The organism is Nostoc sp., assembly GCF_036919675.1.
Taxonomy (GTDB): domain Bacteria; phylum Cyanobacteriota; class Cyanobacteriia; order Cyanobacteriales; family Nostocaceae; genus Nostoc.
In genome coordinates, this window is sequence record NZ_JBALCP010000102.1 from 89,646 (window position 1) to 107,313 (window position 17,668).

Here is a 17,668-nt window from a genome sequence, read left to right on the forward strand (position 1 = left end):
TTGGATTTTAGAGTAGGAAGTTAAAAGTGAGGAATGAGGAGTTACTAATTTAAAATTCATAACTCTACCAATTTTAGATTTTGAATTTTGGATTTTGGATTAAAAAAAATTTAAAATCTAAAATCGTTCGACTGAGCGTAGCCGAAGTCTAAAATCCAAAATTGAATGACTCATAACTCATAACTTTTTTAATCTGTGACTGTTACACCCATATTCTTAGCCGTTCCTGCCACAATCTTCATTGCCGCGTCTATGTCGTTGGCATTAAGATCGGGGAGTTTCGTTTGGGCTATTTCTTGCAATTGTGCTTTGGTAATTGACCCAACCTTCTTTTTGTTGGGTTCATTTGAGCCTTTTTCAACTTTCGCCGCCTTCCGAATCAGCACTGATGCTGGTGGCGTCTTGAGTACAAATGTAAAACTCCGGTCTTCAAAAACCGAAATTTCTACAGGGATCACCATTCCAGCTTGATCTGCTGTTTTGGCGTTGTATTCTTTACAAAACATCATAATGTTGACGCCGTGTTGACCCAACGCGGGCCCCACTGGCGGCGCTGGATTGGCTTTTCCAGCATTCAGGGCCAGTTTAATGACCGCTACTATTTTCTTCGCCATTTGTATTTAGCTCTGTTTCTCTACCTGATTAAATTCCAATTCTACTGGTGTATCCCTGCCAAAAATTGAGAGCAAGGCTTTGAGCTTACTCCGCTCTGGAGAGACTTCAATCACCTCGCCTTCAAAGTCTTTAAATGGACCAGAAAGCACCATTATCTTATCACCAGTAGCCATGTCAATTTTGACAACAGCTTCCTGTTCGCTGGTTTGTTTGAATATGCGTTCGACTTCTGAAGAACTCAGTGGTATCGGGTTGACATGACCGCGACCCTTACTACTACCACGTTTTTGTTCTGAACCCACAAAATTAATTACATGGGAGGTGTTTCGTACCACCTGCCAGGTATCATCATCCATCATCATCCGCACCAGCACATAGCCAGGGAAAACTTTTTCTTCTGTATGCTGGCGACTCCCATCTTTGCGGATTTTCACCGCTGGCGTTTGCGGAATTTCTACCTGGACAATTTTGTCAGCTACATCAAAAGTTTGAATGCGTTGCTCTAAGTTAGTCTTTACACGCTTTTCACAGCCTGAGGCTACTTGCACTGCATACCAGCGTGCTTCTTTTGACGCTGCTTCTGCTGTTTCTCCTGTTTCCTCGGACTGCAACGTGGAGTTGCGAGGTTCGTCTGTTGCAAAAGTCATCAGAACACCTGTTTTGCTGCCCAACCAAACAATCCATCGACCAAGTATATCAAAGATGCGGAGAGTGCCACCATTAACAACACAGCGGCGGATTCGCTCACTATTTGTTTCCGACTGGGCCAGACTACTTTCTCAAGTTCTTCTTTGATTCCCTGTATGAACTTGCCCAAGCTAAACCCATTTGTGGTTTCTGGCAATTCTGCTTCGCTTTTTTTGGCCACGACCCTTTATTCCCCCGTTTGTCACTCAATTTTGGATTTTGGATTTTAGATTTACCCCATACCTTAAGGCAAAGGCATTTAATTTTAGATTTTGGGTTGTCGATTTTAAATTTATTCTCAATCTAAAATCGGCAGATTTTGTCTTTTTAATCCAAAATCTAAAATCTAAAATTCGGTTATCCCAGTTTGCAGTTTCGACTTTATTTCACTTAACTGAAAGCAAAACAACTGCAAATACAATAAGTTTACCCAAAATTATTATCGCTAACTGCCATATTAGCAGCTGCGTAATTATTTTGGGCTTTGTTTTTTGCTCTTGAGCGCGCCCTGGAGGACTCGAACCTCCGACATCAGGTTTTGGAGACCTGCGTTCTACCAACTGAACTAAAGGCGCACAAGCTGTTTTTGATTCAGTCATTGCGCTGAACTAAATTTCAGTTTAACGCAATATGCGATTTATATCATACCTCAATTTTGCCTTTGGGAACAAGTCAGCGGCAGATGCCGCTTGAGGCTTGAGATTTCTCCCATACTTTTGAAGAACGAATCACAAAGGGCGGTCAAACCGTTGCTTGATCCGGGTTGCCTTACCTACGCGATCGCGGAGATAATACAGTTTAGCACGGCGTACCTTACCGCGGCGTAATACCTTGATGCTGTCAATCCGGGGAGAATGCAACAGAAACACCCGCTCAACGCCCACGCCTTGAAAAACCTTACGGACTGTAATAGTTTCGTTGATGCCACCATTCCGCATGGCAATCACTACTCCCTCGTAGGGTTGTACACGGTACTTTTCGCCTTCCTTGATTTTCACTCCGACTTTTACTGTGTCGCCCACATAAATGTCGGGCAGATTCGATTTTTTCTGTTCCGCTTCAATGGAGCGGATAATCTCTTGAGCGTTCATAGTCTTTCCGTCTGCTTACAAAAAACTCACAATCATCTATGATAAATCGATAATCTTCTTTCAGTCTACTTATTAAAATTGATAATTTTACTGATACAACAGCCTACAGATCAAAGCTATATTCACAGAATGCTGTACCACAGAGGTGAAATTTATGAAATTTAGCGTCGTCATCACTACCTATAATCGCTTGAACTTGCTGCAAAGAGCAATTGACTCGGCTCGTAACCAAACGATTGAGTGCGAGGTGGTTGTTGCTGACGATTGTTCATCTGATCACACCCAAACATATCTCAAAAGCTTGGGGGACAAGGTTGTTTACCATCGTAACGAAGTTAACCAAGGTCATGCAGCAACCGTAAATGCTGGAGTTGCTAAAGCTAGCGGCGACTGGATTAAGTTTTTAGATGATGACGACTATTTAGCACCCAACTGTATAGAAGAGATGGCGAAGGCGATCGCACTTCGTCCCAATGCTGTAATCTGCTCTTGTGTGGCGGCTCAGGTGGATGGTAATGAAGTTGAACTCAGTCGTACCCCCCAAGTTGGCCCTGGTTTAGCTTTTTATGTCCCACAAGCTGATATTCACTACGGTATGCTCTTAGAGATTGTACCTTTTGGCACACCTGTACAAGTAGCTTGCCGGCGTGATGCTTTTCTACAAACTGGTGGTTGGGACTCCAGACTCGATGCTAACTGTGATGACATCGATTCCTGGATTCGGATTGCTCAGTTTGGTGATGCTATTTTCTTCAACCAGCGTCTTGCTTACCGCACTATTTGGCCGGGTGCGTATAATCAAAAGTTTTCTTTGTCTCGGCGGTTGGCTACAAATATTTTGATGAAGGAGAAAATTTACTCTTTGGTAAATGAACAACATCGCTCAAAGATTCCCGTCTTTCAGGATATAAAAAATTACCTGAAACTCCATTGGATTCTAGTAGCGCTGAAGCAAAAAAATATCAAGAGTTTTCTTTCAATGATAGATGCGTCTATAATTTCTCCTCAGTCTTGGAAGTTTTTGCTAACTGCTGTTTCATCACGCCACTTTCAGGGAAACAATTCTCAGGTTCGCAAACTTGTATTAGACATCTCCAGAAAAGAATCTAGAGACGCGAAATTTCGCGTCTCTACAATGGTTCTGGATAACGCATATTTAATTTCTGAAAATGTCTATTAGACATCTCCGAAAACAATCAAAGCCTTGGTATGGCTAGGATATAGGACGTAAAGGCAATCATCGGAAATTAGCTATAGCGGTTCCCAACCTAGTCAGGTACGTATTTAAAGCTGCTTATTTTACTATAAAAAATTTAGGTGTACCTCAGTTGTTTAGGAAAAGCTATAGTATGTACGATAAAATAAGGCTTTGAGATATTTTTTATTGATAATTAAGCAAAAATATTTAGGCAATGTGCGTTAATTTTAACCTGATGACATAGCGGATATTTCTGCTGGTAATATTAGCCCTCTAATTCGCAACCTTACTAGTCCACAAATCGTCAACAGTTCGGCTTCTCTACGAGACGCTACGCGAGCCCCTGAGCGACTTGTACTGACTTCTACTGAGCGGCGTCGTTGGCGCAGCCTCTCGTAGAGAAATAGCGCAGTCGAAGTAAGCCAAGGGTTAAAATTACTTGTTCATATTTTTGGGGATTTCACCTAAATCTTTCTTGGACAATTCAAAATATTTTAACTAACCGAATTAGATGCTCAACATATATTCGTTTGGCTGAAAATGCTTTGTTTAGTTCTGTCTTGAAAAATTGCTCCTCTTGGGGTAAACCCCAAGACCGCATTTTCTGCTTTTTGTTCACTTGTTAAGTCTCTATTTCTGGGTTTTTTAATTGGAGTTGTAATTAAATCTTCTCCTTGATAAGCCTTATCTCCTTTAAATCTTTGTTTGGGGTCAAACTCCGAGCGATATTCTCGGAATAAAGTTATATCACTTTTTGGGAATTAGAATTTTAGCTCCCTTTTTAAGGAGGTTGGGCGATCTAAAACGATGGAAAATTGGGTGTTTGAGCTTAAGTTGACACCAATGAACCTGACTTACCACCCACTCACACAGAATACATTCTCTATTCTGACTCCTGAATTCTGAGTTCTTTCTTGGTGTGCTGTAAGTCCGATGCCAGGGTATTGGCTTATGCTGGTCATAGCCATTGGGGAATATAAAATAAGGCTATAGCGACTGAAATAGCAGATTCAGTCTTCAGAATTTTGGAGTTTTACCCCGATTTATCGAGCCGTTACTGAATAAGTCTTTAAGCTAAGTAACTGGTTATAAGCGCTCTTAGTCAGTAGTTATTGGTCAATTTTATGTATTACTGGCTACTTTTGAGTTGTCACTGAAAACCTCAATAATTATGTTGATTTACACTCAGTTACTTATCTTGATTTTTTATACATATCTCAAAGATTATGCAAATCATACATATTTTGAACGACGTTCAAGAAATAGGTAACGGTATTGTGAATGTGGCAGTGGATTTGGCTTGTTTACAGGCAAAATCTGGTCATGAGGTAGCGGTTATTTCTGCTGGTGGTGAATATGAGAAATTACTAGATACATATGGTGTCAAACACTACCAACTAGACCAAACTAGGAAACCGATAAATATTATCAAAGCAGCTGGGCGTTACCGAGCGATCGCAGCAGAATTTCAGCCGGATATCGTTCATGCACATATGATGACCGGAGTCATACTAGCACGCATTTTTAAAGGGCACAAATATGCTTTAGTTTCTACAGTCCACAACGAATTTCAGCGTTCTAGCCTGCTGATGGGTTTAGCTGACAGGGTAATTGCCGTTAGTAAAGCTGTAGGAATATCTATGGCACGGCGCGGTATTTCAGAAAACAAGTTGCGGGTAGTATGTAACGGAACTTTAGGCAGTCCCCGCACCCGGCAAATACAAGATTATCAACCTTTACCATTACAACGTCCAGCGATCGCCACCGTAGCCGGGATGTATCAACGCAAGGGAATTACTGAGTTAATCGCTGCCTTTGAACAAATTGCCTCAGATTTTCCCCAAGCGCACCTTTATTTGGTAGGAAATGGTCCTGATAAACAGCTATTTGAGGCACAAGCACAAGCAACTTCTGTAAAAGAACGCATTCATTTTGAAGGCTTCCAGCCGGAACCTCAACGCTATCTCATATCTTGTGACATATTTGTGTTGGCTTCTCACCGTGACCCTTGCCCCCTGGTACTTTCCGAAGCTAGAGAAGCTGGAACTGCGATCATTGGCACTCAGGTAGACGGGATTCCTGAAGCTTTGGACAATGGGCAAGCAGGTCTTTTAGTCCCAGTAAAAGATAGTAATGCTTTGGCTGGAGTTTTAGTGCAATTACTGAGCAATGCCGATATGTTGCATGAGTGGAAACAGCGGGCAAATCAAAACCTACAGTGGCTGAGTGTTGCCCGCGTCCATCAGGAAACACTGGCAGTGTATCGTGAATTAATTACAGAGTGAGGGCATTGGTGATTAGTCAGTTATGTTGTACTAATCCCCAGTCCCCCGTAACAGCGTTAACAGTGTAGCGATCGCTTTAGTTTTAAAGCTACGCCTAAAGCGCCAAAGAGCAGTACACTCGAAACGCTAGTTGATTCAGGAACAGCAGTATAATAGCTAGCCACTCTGATCGGCCCATCTTTATCCACTTTCTCTGGTGGCACTGATGGAATGATTCCAGCACCTGGCGCTAGATTGGGCAGGGTAGCGAATGGATTGTAAAACAGGGTTCCGTTTGGGATTACGCCACCACTAAAAGTGATGATGTTATCTTTGATGGTAACGTCTGTAAAAATATTCTTTAGTTCAGGGTTATTGGAGTAACCAATCTTGCCATCTCCATTAACATCTCCCCACTGCACTGGTTCATTATCAAATGGTGGAGTAGAATTCTGATTACTATAGGACAGCGTTTTTAAATCAAAGACCAAGCTATTTATATCGTACCCGGTGGCATTGAGAAAGTTATTAGCCACATCTGGGACACCATATTCTACTATTTGCCCTGGTTGATATTCTGGCCCAAGGGTTCTTGGCTTTTTCGTGTCGAGTATATCTTGATTTTTAGTCGTCACAATCGGTTCTACCAAGATGAAGGCTCTGGCTGGTGTCAAAGACAAAAAACTAATTCCTGCTGCTCCTAGAACAGACAAGGCTATTTTGGTTGCTATTGTAGTCATATTTGTGTCCTCTTCATATTGAGCGAGAGAATGTGATACCGCGTAGGTTAAATCAAACAGCAAAACTTACTTTGAAACTGCTATCTACCTGCTAGATAAATAGTGGTTAATATATGCCTGCTTGGTGAGTTTAGATTTACTCATAGGTTGATTTATAAAGCAATTCTTGTAATGCTTTATCACCATAACTAGTAATTTCACGCAATCTTTATAAAAAATCTAAATTAGAAGTTATGCGTTGACAGATTGAGCAATATGTGGATTAAAAAAATTTGATTTAGATTCTCAGTGTGCAAGTATGCTGACAAAATTTAATTTGTCGTTAGGATGCTAACCATTTCATGGTTAGGTATCGTTTATTCTCTTGATAAGTGCCTGCTGGGGCATTTATTACTAAAATAAAGTTGACGTTTGTTAAAGTCACACTACGTCTTTGAACTCAGGACTTACGCACGGACTACGATTTTACGTCATTACGAGCGAAGCGAAGTAATCGCAAAGGCTTGGTTTTTCGTCACGATTGCGTAAGTCCTAGAACTATCAAAAATACATCATTTTCATCGCCGTTAGTTTACACCGACTACGAACAATGGCGCTAGTAAGTAGATGGATCTAAATAAATATATTTGTACTAAAATTCTGGGGCAAGAATGAATGATGCATATCAAGATTCGGCGTAGGCGTAGCCAGCCTTCTCTACGAGACGCACTCGGATTCAGCATTGCCTGACCAAAAATTGTCTTAGGGTAGCAAATGGATTGTAAAACAGGGTTCTGTTTGGGATTACGCCACCACTTTTCCCTGTAGTGGGTTACTGTGGAGGGTTTATCCGTTGCCCCGTGAAAGTGAACGTCCCCTCTAGCGGGACATTATCTTTGAGCGGATTTGCCTTTAGTGAGAACAACCTCAGTGTTACTGTTCCTTGGACTATCCCAGTTTTCGGATCAAATGTTGCACGATAATCGGTTCTGGTAATTTTGCCGGGTAATGTCGCTGTTGGGTAATTAAAGTCGAGTCCCGTGGCAGTAATCTCTCTGTCGGAGGTACACTTCCAACTGCCCTGTATATTACCAAAAGGTTGAAAAGGGGGAACATTACTTTGGACTGAGGCAGTGGAAACAAAGTTGCCATCTTGAGTGAACGTTGTAATCCCACGAAACGAACCGAAGTTACCAGAGTTTGTCGTAAGGTACGTGCCTGTCACCAATTTGCGACAATCCGTTATAGATTCAGCTTCGGCTTTGTGCAGATTCACAAAGTTCGGAATAGTGAGTGCCGACAATACACAAATCGTTAACGTGGCAAAAGGATTAAAAGGGCTGCGGATAAATGACTCTAACATAATCAAATAGCCTGGTAATTTCAGCAGTAGATGATCTTAACTGGAAATAATTGTCAATTTTGGGTGAGTGTGGGCTACTGCGGTAGTATCCACTCCCGACAATTCTATGTATAAACAAATAAACTTATTCAACTTCATGAAAAGTTTATAACTGGATACTTTTCGGTAACAACTACCAACAGCTAGTTGATAAGCGTTAAGTATGCTGTGGTCAGATGCTTTTTCCAACCAGCCCTTTGCCAGTTTTGTCCTGACGAAGGGCTATTAAATGCTCTTAAAATCCTGTGGATAAACATCATGGAGGTTGGGTTATGGGCAATGAATGGAGGAGTTAGAGAGAAACAAACTTGATAAGGAAGGTTGAGTATTAAAGGAGGGATAGTTTTTTATTAATCCCTCTCAGGAACTCAAATAAATTTTTTCGTAAATCTACGTAACCGGATAAACACTGGCTTTGCCCAATTCCCACCCAGCAAATCGTGCAGCAGGATATAAAAACAGGGGATGATAAATAATGTCAGCATTGTTGCGATCGCCATTCCAAAGAAAACTACAATCCCTAAAGGCTGCAAAAACTCGGAACCTTCGCCAATGCCCAATGCCAAAGGAAACAGTCCCAAGATAGTGGTGACTGTGGTCATGATAATTGGGCGCAAGCGTTGAGGAGCAGCTTTCATGATCGCAATTTGGCGAGTACAACCTTCTTCATCGCGAATTTGGTTTGCTAGTTCGACCATTAGAATCCCTGCGTTCACCACAATTCCCACCAGCAGCACAACGCCAACAATTACAGTTGCACCAATTGCAGTTTTGGTAATGTAAAGTCCAAAAATTCCCCCAGCTAACGCCAGTGGTACGGTGAACATGATTACCAATGGGTCAATTAGCGAATTGTATTGCACCGCCATGACTACAAAGATTAAGAACGTTGCCAACGCCCCCAAAGTTTTTAAAGCATCCTGAAGTTGCTGATTAGTTTCTTGGGCAGAACTAGTACCGCAAGGCGGAAGTCAAAAGTCAAAAGTCAAAAGTCAAAAGTATTATGGAATGGGCTTTTTAGGGATTTTAAATGGTTGCTCTATTTACGCCGTGGCGTACTAGGCACAATTGAAACGCCATCAGGTAAGTCTACATCCTTGAGTACCTCGTTGACTTCTGCGATCGCTTCACCAAGACTAGCTCCCTCGCTGAGATTGCCTGCCACAATAAAAGCTTGGCGCTGATTAATCCGTTGCACCTCACCAGGGGCTTGACCTTCTTGAATGTTTGCAACATCTGAAAGCCGGATTAGGTGATTGTTTCCTGTAAATAGCGGTAATTGCTCTAGCTGGGAAGGACGCTGAATGGCTTGTTTATTTAGCTGCACCCGCACATCAACTAAACGATTACCGCGTTGAATTTGCGTGGGAACTGAACCTTCAATTGCTGTTTGAACTGTTGCACCAATTTGCCCGGCGCTCAACCCTAAAGCCGAAACCCTTTCCCAGTCGGGGCGAATTTGGATTTCCGGTTGTCGGGGGTCGGCATCTGGTCGGAATGTCGCTAATTTTGCCCTTTCCTGCAAAGCTTGCAGCACTTGCGCCCCTGCTTGCGTTAAGTTTTCTTCATTTTCACCTTGCAGAATCACGTCAACTTCTGACCCTTGCACTGGAGAATTACTCAAGATTAAACCCCGCACCTGACCAGGATTGAGGCGCAGCAGAATTCCTGCTAAGTTGAGTTTGTTAAATTCCTGAGTTACTTTTTTGACGAAGGCTTCGACATCTGTGCCTGGTTTAAGATTGATGGTGCTGCTGGCACGTAAAGGATTTTCTGTAGTATTGCTGCCAAATAAATTACCACCCACGGTTGTGAAAGCAGACTCGGTTTCTGGTTGTTTGAGCAAAATGTCATCGACAATTTGCATAACTTTTTCAGAAGTTGCTAAAGGTGTACCGGGAGGAAACTGCGCTCTCAAGTTAGCTTGACCAGTACTGATCCGGGGTAAAATTTATTGGGGAATTTGACCAAACATAAAGAAGCTGCTACCGCCTAAAATTACCAAAGCAGCGGTAACTACGAGGAGCCGATAGCGTAAAACTCTGGTTAAGAAGTTACCGTATCCCCGCGTAGCATCTTCAAATCGGTGATTAAATTGTTTAAGCAGCCAAAATTCGCTGATCCGACTCGACCAAGGAATTCCCAAGGGTCGAGAAGACAGCATCGGCACTACTGTGATTGCGACGACAAGAGATGCTGCAACTGCGAAGCTAATTGTCAGAATCAGTTCATTAAATAGCAGTGCGATAAAGCCGCCAATTAAGAGGAATGGCACTACAGAAACTAAGTTAGCACCTGTAGCAGCAACTAAAGCAGATTCTACTTCTTGGGACGCAGCGATCGCACTGTCAATAAAGAATTTTTTATTGAGATTTCTCCCCTTTGCCTCTTCTCCCCCTCTCTGTTTGTCCAACTCTCTCTGATTGGGAGTCATGCCTGTTTTTTCGGAAATGTTTTCTAGGATCACAACCGATGTGTCAATTGCTTGTCCGACTCCTAATGTCAGACCTGCTAAACTAAACACATTCAAAGTCAAGCCAAATATTTTCATCAAAGCGATCGCTGCCAGAGTACACAGCGGAATCGTCAAACTGATAATCAATGTTTGCCTGAATGATCCCAAAAATAACAACACTGCTGCTGCTGCTAACAATGCCCCAGAAATCCCTGAAAAGATGACATCATTTAAAGAATTGCGGATGAAGAGAGATTCATCTGTGGTGGGACTCAAAGTCATGTCTGCTGGAATTAAACCCGATTGTCGTAATTGTTCAATTCGCCGCTTCACAGCATCTACAACTGTGATTGTGTTGGCCTCAGGCTGCTTTTGGACTGAAAATTTCACAGCAGGCTGACGGTTGAGGTAAACAAATAGTCGCTGGTCTTCTGTATCATCAATTACCTCCGCAAAGTCTCGCAAATAAACGCGGCGGGGAGGTGTAGGGGAGGCAGGGGAGGCAGGGGAAGTAGAGGGAGAGGAAACTTCCAAGGAGAGGTTTTCAATTTCCCTGGCATTTTGGAAGCGTCCTACAGTCCGAGTTAATGGCTCAGAATTTTGTCCCAGAATCCGGCCACCAGAAGTGTCTTGGTTACGGGCTGTTAACTCATTTAATACATCATTTAACCCCACACCCAAAGCTTGCAATCGGTTTAAGTCAACAAGCACTCGTACTTCTTCTTCAGCACCGCCAGATACATCAACTGAGGCAACCCCTGGTACGACACTGAGTTCACGCGTTAACTGTTCATCAGCAAATACGCGTAAATCTTCACCTGGCAACGAGGCAGATGTCAACGCCAATTCATAAATCGGCAATTGGGAGGGATCGACTTTAAATAAGCGCGGCTCCTCTATCGTATCTGGCAGTTGTCCCCGTCCTCGGTTAAAAGCAGCAGTAGCATCGTTGAGGGCTTGGTCAATATCGCCCCCTGGTTGGAAGTATAAATCGAGGCTTACTTGTCCTTCACGAGTCCGGGAGAAAACTTGCACTACATTCTCGGTTGCCGATAAAGCTTCTTCTAAGGGTCTGGTGATTTCATCTACTGCTACTTCTGGTGAAATACCAGGGGCTTCTAGCCGAACCCCAATTCGCGGATAGGTAATTGACGGTAGGAGATCGACTTGGATAGTTGTCAGAAAAAATACCCCAATGACAATTACTGCCACCGTGAGCATGAGTGTGCCAATGTGTTGGCGGATAGCGATCGCACTAAGGCTAAATCCGCCATTGCCATTATTATTATTTACCTGTTGCATGATCCTAAGTGATAAGTGCTGACTACTGAGTACTGAGTACTTTTTTCATTGGTATGGTGGTTATTGTTCACCCTACTATCGCTTTTCTGAAAGAATTGAAAGACTTACAGTGTCACCTTCTTTTAACGGCTTACCACTACGAACAACATAGCGCTCTCCCGCTTGCAAACCGGATAAAATTTCCACTCTCCCATCAGCCCTTTTTCCCAACATTACAGCTCGTGCTGTTACCTTCGTTTTGCCTTCTATGTCTTTGACGACAAATATTGCCCCACTTTGGTCTTGTAACTTTGCCTCTGCTGTACTAGATGTGTTAGGCAAAGAAGAGTCCTGCCGCACATTTGTTTGCGTCTCCCCTGTACCCTTGGAGTTATTACTGCCTGCTTGTTTTTGAATAGCTGTTTGCGGCACTACAACCCGTTGTTGTGTCTGGTTTTCAAAATTGACTCGCGCCAGCAGTCCGCTACCAATCTTGCCTTGAGTGTTGGGAATCACTACCTCTACAGGTATCAAGTGAGCGGTGGCATCGGCAGCTGGAGAAATGCGCGTAACTCTGCCAATTAATGGTTGATCCGGAAAGGCATCTAAGCGCACTTGTACAGACTGCCCAACCTGAATTTGTGCCAGTTCTAATTCGGAAACTTGGACGACGACTTTAACACGGTTAAAGTCGCCAATTTTTAAGACTTCATTACCTGCTTGCAGAAGATTGCCAGGTTCTGTCACCTTTTGTGTGACTACGCCAGTGATCGGGGATGTGAGTTGAGCGTAAGACCTGCGCTCTTTGGTTTGGGCAACTAATGCCTGTTGGGCCAATACTCTGCCTTGAGCGGCAGCGACAAGCTTGCTGTTCTGTACGGACTTGTTCTTGAGTTGCCCGCAGCGCCTGAGCAGCTGTTTGCGCCTGGGTACGTGCTCGTTGAGCGACTTGTTCAGCGATCGCTCCAGCTTTAAATAGATTTTGTTGGCGTTGTGAGTCTGCCTGAGCTTGTACCACTTCTAGTCGCGCCCGTTCAACGTTTGCACGGGCATTGCTTACCTGATTGGTTGCCCTAGCTACTTCTGATTTGAGGGCTGCTAGTTCTGCTTCTGCTTGCTTTAATTCGGTCAAAAGTATGGCATCATCTAACTGCCCGATGTTTTGTCCAAGCTTTACCGAATCGCCCACATCTAAGTTCAAAGCCAATAACCGGGCTTCCACCTGCGATCGCACTGATACAATCCGAAAGGGTGTTGTATTACCTGTATATTCTGGTTGTTTTTGCAGCAAATCAGTTCGAGCGATCGCCACATCTACAGCCGTTGCACTACCACCACGTTGTCCACTACCAGGACTTTGAGATTCTGCATCAGCCGATTCCTTGGGTAGTGATCCGCAATTCGCCATCAGCAGTCCTATGCCCAGCAAACAGGGAATCAATAATATTGATGCAAAAGGAGAAGACACCTTTGTGTGAACGCTACTCTTTACATCTGCGACAGCCACATCAGTCTTCACAACTGAATCTAGCAGGGTATTAATTACCTGGTTAGCGGCTGCGAAAGGTGAGATTTTCGCCTGCTTTTGCGGCTTATTTCTGTCCAAAATCATTTATTTTTCTCCTATTTGGGGAGCTTTTGGGATTAAACAGCCGTGCATTACCAAGTAATTTTGAGACATTATGACCAATGAAAAGCGGCGAGAGTAAATTAACTATCTTCTTGCAGAATTATGTATCAAAAATTACTTTTTATCGCAAAAAATTCTCACCACTTTAACTCATTACATCGAGGAGGCAATTTTTTCGCTGACGATGCAATTATTAATTTAGTATAAATACTTTTAAATTTATTGCAATCTGCCCTTAGTAGAAGACTTGCGTTTCCTGAAGATATCGGACTTTCACGCCCCTACTTCTAAAATGGGCAGTATCAAATAACTATACTTATGCTTACATACCAAAACTTAACTATAGCAAAATGCCTAGTAATTTTTACGGTTGATTAGATATATTAAGAATAGTAAAGATAAATTGCTTTTTTTGATGCTGTAATATCTCGATCAAGCAATTGCATATACAGCAAAGAAAAGACCGATATTTACTACAGCCACAAATCTTAAATGAGGAAAGTTACGAGTGACATCATTATTAAAAATTGTCCAAACTACAGATGAATCCCAGATTTCGGAATTTTTCCAGGAATCAGCGGGTAAGTGGCGATCGCAACGACGCTATTACACCCTACCTCAGGGAGAAACCAAGGAGATGGAGAGTATAGTTACGATCAATTTTCTAGAGCAGGGCTGTGATGAATTGCAAAAGCTAGCTCAGATGCACGATTTGGCTGATACAGTCAGTTTGATCTGTGGTGCAGCAGTTACATGGGAAAGTACGGATGTGGCCAAGGACAGGAAAGAGTCGCAAGGTTCAACGATATTTGGGGCTATGGGAAACATTTTGTATCGCGATCGCGGTTTTGCCATATCCAAACCAGTCACCGCCCAGTATTATTTCTCCAACCCGAAAACACTGTGTTTGCGAACTGAATACAACGGTTCAGTGTTTGAAGAAGAGTTAAAGCTAATTGGCAGCAAATACCGCACCAGACAGACCATCATCTCCCGTGCTGGTGAGCAGTTGATGATTGGTCAATATTTAGAAAAGAGAGTGGAGGATTAGTTTATCGGGTGGGTGTGGCTGGCAGCTATAGCTTCACCCGTTTTGGTATTACCCAGCACTTAGCGATTAACTGCTATATAACTTTTTATAACATTTTGTCAAACTTTACTCCAGAAAATTAGTTGCCATGTCATCATGGGAAGTGAAATGAGAATTAATTCGGCGACAGTGTTTGTTTTTAGTATTGACAGGCTTTTTCCTCTTGGTATTACAGACTTCTCTCCGAAATCTAAATCTCTACAAACTTATGATTTTGGAGACATTTAATGTCAATTTACGTTGGTAACCTCTCCTATGAAGTTACACAAGATGCGCTGAGTGCTGTTTTTGCAGAATATGGTGCTGTAAAACGTGTTCAGTTGCCTACTGACCGTGAAACAGGTCGTTTACGCGGCTTTGCTTTTGTGGAAATGAGTTCGGAAGATGAAGAAACAAAAGCTATTGAAGCTCTTGATGGAGCTGAATGGCTGGGTCGTGACCTGAAAGTAAATAAGGCCAAGCCCAGAGAAGACCGAGGTGGTTCCTTCGGTGGTGGTGGTAATCGTGGCGGTGGTGGCGGCGGCTACAACCGTGGCGGTGGTGGTCGCTACTAAGCTAAATAGGCGAAAGCAACTTAGTTGAATCTAGAAAAGGCTCAGGCAGCAATGCTTGAGCCTTTTCTATGCAAAACTTGAACTATGAATAATTTCGGATAGTTGCTAATCATAACCGCACCTATGATTCTCTAAATAAAACTTCAGCGGGTTTTGGAGTGTGTGCCGGCGAAGCCCCAAGTTTTGCCTCACGGGGTAAATATATGTCCTTTAGTGTCCGTTGCAGTTAATCTTGATTGGACATCCTAATTCACCCTCGGAGAATTGAATGCGCTTTGGTTTTTTTACTTTATGTGTTCTCGCACTAGTGACAACAAGTGGGCACGCCGCTGAGTCTCCCAAGATCCCAGTACTGGTGATGACCAGCCCGGATTCAGCTGACGCCAACTACGAAGATAAATGCAGCAACGGCGGCAACCTTGACAAGGTAAATCGCGATAAGTATCTTTTACTTATGCTTGCTGATAAAAAATCAAAGCTATCTCAACTGAAAGTAGCTCTCCTCAATGAAATTAAACAAAGTGGTGATCAGCCACGAGGCGAGGGTGTCCATATTGGTGAATGGAATCAAACCTTCCATGACCGAAGTGGTTGTAGCACAAACACTAACAGTTACTCAGCATTTGTTGTCACCGTGACTGGTGGAAATGCAAACCATACGGTCGTGAAATACCTGGTCACGATTGATGACGACGATAACGCAGGCAAAAGAACCCTCAAGATCCGCGACATCCGCCCAATTAACCTACGAAATGATAACTGACCGTTTATGCGGTCATATAGCAGTTCTAAATCATTTGTAAAAATAAATTAACCGCAGAGGCTAAAGAGACGCAGAGGAGGAATCAGAGGTTTTCACGACTCATTTAGGATTGCTATAAAGGACGGATTTAACAATTCCGTACTTATCAGGAAGTTGGGCTAATTGATTAATAATGAGTTGCCGACTTGCGATGATGCACGGCTGTAACGCCATCTTGATTTAGCACTTTGCCACTCTCGACAGTTGCATAAACTAGCCAGTGGTCGCCAGATTCCATCCGGTTTTGTACAGAACATTCGAGATATGCTAGGGCGTCCGTAAGGATGGGAGAACCGTTTTCCGCTTCTTGGGCGGCGACATCGGCAAATCGGTCTTGTCCTGGGCCGAAGGGTTTAAGGAAGTGCTTCATCAAACCCAAATGATTCCCTTCTTTGAGGATGTTGAGGACAAATTTATTGCCTGAGTGTGTCAGTGTTTCTACTGCGCGTTCTTTAGCTACAGCTATGGTTAAACCAGGGGGACTAAAGCTGGCTTGAGACACCCAAGAGGCTAACATGGCACTGGAACGATCGCCTTCCTTGGCTGTGAGAACACAAAGAGAACCGACAATCCGACCAACTGCTTGTTCTACACTTGTTGCAGGTTGACTTGGCGATCGCACTTTTCTAGCTTTTTTCAGGGCTTGAGCAAAGTCAGTTCCAGCTTCTTCACACAATTGTAAGGTGGCATCGTTGGGTTTGAATTTTACACGGATGGTGTCAAAACCAAACCGATAGCCAGCATCTTTCAATTTACCTTCGATTAAATCAACCGCTTCCCCACTCCAGCCAAAGGAACCAAAAACACCAGCGAGTTTATTGTTAGTAGCGGTGGATAGCACAATTCCTAAAGCTGTTTGCACGGGTGTGGGTGCATGACCGCCGAGGGTAGGAGAACCGATGATGAAACCACCGGCTTTTTCCACAGCAGCCCGGATTTCTTCTGGTTCAGTAAATTCGCAGTTAATCGATTCTACGGCAATGCCAGCTTTTGTGATCCCACGAGCGATCGCTTGAGCCAATGTAGCTGTATTCCCATAAGCTGATGCATAAATCAACGCTACTGTCAAGTCAGCAGATGTTTCCTGTTGACTCCATTCCCGATAAGCTTTAGTCAGGTCGATTAAGCCATAGCGTACCAAAGGCCCGTGTCCATTGGCATACATTCGCACGGGAAAATCGGCAAGTTTATCCAGTGCTGTTTCAACTTGACGGGCATGGGGAGCCATCAAGCAATCAAAATAATAGCGCCGATCTTCGTTATATATTTCCCAACCTTCATCAAATACCTGATCTCCGCAAACATGCGCCCCAAATAACTTATCTGTGTAGAGAATTTCTGTTTGCGGGTCGTAGGTGCAAAGTTGATCTGCATAGCGGGGATTGGGGGTAGGAATAAATTGTAAATTATGCCCATTGCCCAAATCTAGAGTTTCTTCTCCCCGCATGACAAGAATTTGCAAATCTGGATTTTCCAGCGCCCCACGTAAATTTTTTGCCCCCGGATTAGAACAAACAAAAGTGATTTGCGGGGCAATTTCCAACAAAGCTTTTAAAGTCGCAGCGCGGTTGGGGTTGACATGTCCCAAAATTACATAATCTAACTCTTCGACATGGAAACGCTGCTGTAAAGCTTCTAAATAAATTTCCGTAAAGGTTTCCCCTGGAGGATCAATGATGGCAGTTTTATCGCTTTCTATTAAATAAGAATTGGCAGTTGTACCCTTAGCAAGAGCATATTCAATTTCAAATCTAAGCCTTGACCAACTGCGCGATCGCAGTATTCTTGTATCTGTAGCTATTGGATAAACTTGAACGTCACGGGGTTTGTTTGTTGACATGGCAAAAAAATTTTAGATTTTAGACTTCGGCTACGCTCAG

The 17,668-nt window shown here is 43.2% G+C and carries 13 protein-coding genes, 1 tRNA gene and 2 pseudogenes; 5 read left to right on the plus strand and 11 right to left on the minus strand.

Going from position 1 to position 17,668, the window contains the following annotated elements:
• Nucleotides 1-188: 188 nt before the first annotated feature.
• The 5 genes from rplK to rplS all read right to left on the minus strand — a co-directional run bounded on the left by rplK (nt 189) and on the right by rplS (nt 2,393).
• Complete coding sequence (gene rplK, locus V7K49_RS22765) at nt 189-614, minus strand: 50S ribosomal protein L11 (protein ID WP_273766606.1); 426 nt, start codon at nt 612-614, stop codon at nt 189-191.
• A gap of 6 nt (nt 615-620) precedes the next feature.
• The gene (gene nusG / locus V7K49_RS22770; protein ID WP_273766608.1) at nt 621-1,262 is read right to left on the minus strand and encodes a transcription termination/antitermination protein NusG; all 642 of its coding nucleotides are present in this window, start codon (nt 1,260-1,262) and stop codon (nt 621-623) included.
• Entirely contained in the window at nt 1,262-1,483 is a 222-nt protein-coding gene (gene secE, locus V7K49_RS22775; protein WP_298920969.1) for a preprotein translocase subunit SecE, read from the minus strand. Before secE ends, nusG begins: the two co-directional genes overlap by 1 nt.
• 321 nt (nt 1,484-1,804) lie before the next feature.
• Nucleotides 1,805-1,877, minus strand: a tRNA-Trp gene (locus V7K49_RS22780).
• Nucleotides 1,878-2,030: 153 nt separating this feature from the next.
• On the minus strand, nt 2,031-2,393 hold the full coding sequence (rplS, locus tag V7K49_RS22785) for a 50S ribosomal protein L19 (RefSeq protein ID WP_298920971.1): 363 nt from the start codon (nt 2,391-2,393) through the stop codon (nt 2,031-2,033).
• 154 nt (nt 2,394-2,547) lie between these two features.
• On the opposite strand from rplS, the gene V7K49_RS22790 reads away from it, so the two are divergent.
• Complete coding sequence (locus V7K49_RS22790; protein WP_335207622.1) at nt 2,548-3,573, plus strand: glycosyltransferase family 2 protein; 1,026 nt, start codon at nt 2,548-2,550, stop codon at nt 3,571-3,573.
• 1,244 nt (nt 3,574-4,817) lie between these two features.
• Nucleotides 4,818-5,876 carry a glycosyltransferase family 4 protein gene (locus V7K49_RS22795; RefSeq protein ID WP_335207624.1) on the plus strand — a complete coding sequence of 353 codons (1,059 nt, stop codon included), beginning with the start codon at nt 4,818-4,820 and terminating at the stop codon, nt 5,874-5,876.
• 56 nt (nt 5,877-5,932) lie between these two features.
• On the opposite strand, the gene V7K49_RS22800 is transcribed toward V7K49_RS22795, so the two are convergent.
• The 5 genes and pseudogenes from V7K49_RS22800 to V7K49_RS22820 form a co-directional block, all read right to left on the minus strand.
• Nucleotides 5,933-6,595: a hypothetical protein gene (locus V7K49_RS22800; RefSeq protein WP_335207625.1), complete on the minus strand. Its 663-nt coding sequence runs from the start codon at nt 6,593-6,595 to the stop codon at nt 5,933-5,935.
• A gap of 811 nt (nt 6,596-7,406) precedes the next feature.
• The gene (locus tag V7K49_RS22805) at nt 7,407-7,937 is read right to left on the minus strand and encodes a hypothetical protein (RefSeq protein ID WP_334873339.1); all 531 of its coding nucleotides are present in this window, start codon (nt 7,935-7,937) and stop codon (nt 7,407-7,409) included.
• A gap of 407 nt (nt 7,938-8,344) precedes the next feature.
• A pseudogene (locus tag V7K49_RS22810) lies at nt 8,345-8,929 on the minus strand (efflux RND transporter permease subunit); the annotation flags it as partial.
• A 107-nt stretch (nt 8,930-9,036) separates the two neighbouring features.
• Nucleotides 9,037-11,733: pseudogene (locus V7K49_RS22815) on the minus strand (efflux RND transporter permease subunit); the annotation flags it as partial.
• A 75-nt stretch (nt 11,734-11,808) separates the two neighbouring features.
• The gene (locus V7K49_RS22820) at nt 11,809-12,693 is read right to left on the minus strand and encodes an efflux RND transporter periplasmic adaptor subunit (protein WP_335207738.1); all 885 of its coding nucleotides are present in this window, start codon (nt 12,691-12,693) and stop codon (nt 11,809-11,811) included.
• Nucleotides 12,694-13,850: 1,157 nt separating this feature from the next.
• On the opposite strand from V7K49_RS22820, the gene V7K49_RS22830 reads away from it, so the two are divergent.
• The 3 genes from V7K49_RS22830 (at nt 13,851) to V7K49_RS22840 (ending at nt 15,749) form a co-directional block, all read left to right on the plus strand.
• A complete protein-coding gene (locus V7K49_RS22830; protein WP_335207626.1) occupies nt 13,851-14,393 on the plus strand; it encodes a phycobiliprotein lyase in 543 nt (180 codons plus the stop codon).
• Nucleotides 14,394-14,659: 266 nt separating this feature from the next.
• Nucleotides 14,660-14,986 (plus strand): RNA recognition motif domain-containing protein, encoded by a 327-nt coding sequence (locus tag V7K49_RS22835; protein ID WP_190894729.1) that lies wholly within the window; start codon nt 14,660-14,662, stop codon nt 14,984-14,986.
• 268 nt (nt 14,987-15,254) lie between these two features.
• A complete protein-coding gene (locus V7K49_RS22840; RefSeq protein ID WP_335207628.1) occupies nt 15,255-15,749 on the plus strand; it encodes a hypothetical protein in 495 nt (164 codons plus the stop codon).
• Between the two features lie 166 nt (nt 15,750-15,915).
• Here V7K49_RS22840 and V7K49_RS22845 read toward each other — a convergent pair whose 3' ends face one another.
• Nucleotides 15,916-17,628 (minus strand): diflavin flavoprotein, encoded by a 1,713-nt coding sequence (locus V7K49_RS22845; RefSeq protein ID WP_335207629.1) that lies wholly within the window; start codon nt 17,626-17,628, stop codon nt 15,916-15,918.
• Between the last annotated feature and the right edge of the window lie 40 nt (nt 17,629-17,668).

What these genes read in the sequence shown, in the direction of transcription:
- V7K49_RS22840 (WP_335207628.1), top strand. Translation starts at nt 15,255, where the DNA reads ATGCGCTTTGGTTTTTTTACTTTATGTGTTCTCGCACTAGTGACAACA.
- V7K49_RS22790 (WP_335207622.1), top strand. Translation starts at nt 2,548, where the DNA reads ATGAAATTTAGCGTCGTCATCACTACCTATAATCGCTTGAACTTGCTG.
- V7K49_RS22845 (WP_335207629.1), bottom strand. Translation starts at nt 17,628, where the DNA reads ATGTCAACAAACAAACCCCGTGACGTTCAAGTTTATCCAATAGCTACA.
- nusG (WP_273766608.1), bottom strand. Translation starts at nt 1,262, where the DNA reads ATGACTTTTGCAACAGACGAACCTCGCAACTCCACGTTGCAGTCCGAG.
- V7K49_RS22800 (WP_335207625.1), bottom strand. Translation starts at nt 6,595, where the DNA reads ATGACTACAATAGCAACCAAAATAGCCTTGTCTGTTCTAGGAGCAGCA.
- rplK (WP_273766606.1), bottom strand. Translation starts at nt 614, where the DNA reads ATGGCGAAGAAAATAGTAGCGGTCATTAAACTGGCCCTGAATGCTGGA.
- V7K49_RS22795 (WP_335207624.1), top strand. Translation starts at nt 4,818, where the DNA reads ATGCAAATCATACATATTTTGAACGACGTTCAAGAAATAGGTAACGGT.
- rplS (WP_298920971.1), bottom strand. Translation starts at nt 2,393, where the DNA reads ATGAACGCTCAAGAGATTATCCGCTCCATTGAAGCGGAACAGAAAAAA.
- V7K49_RS22835 (WP_190894729.1), top strand. Translation starts at nt 14,660, where the DNA reads ATGTCAATTTACGTTGGTAACCTCTCCTATGAAGTTACACAAGATGCG.
- V7K49_RS22805 (WP_334873339.1), bottom strand. Translation starts at nt 7,937, where the DNA reads ATGTTAGAGTCATTTATCCGCAGCCCTTTTAATCCTTTTGCCACGTTA.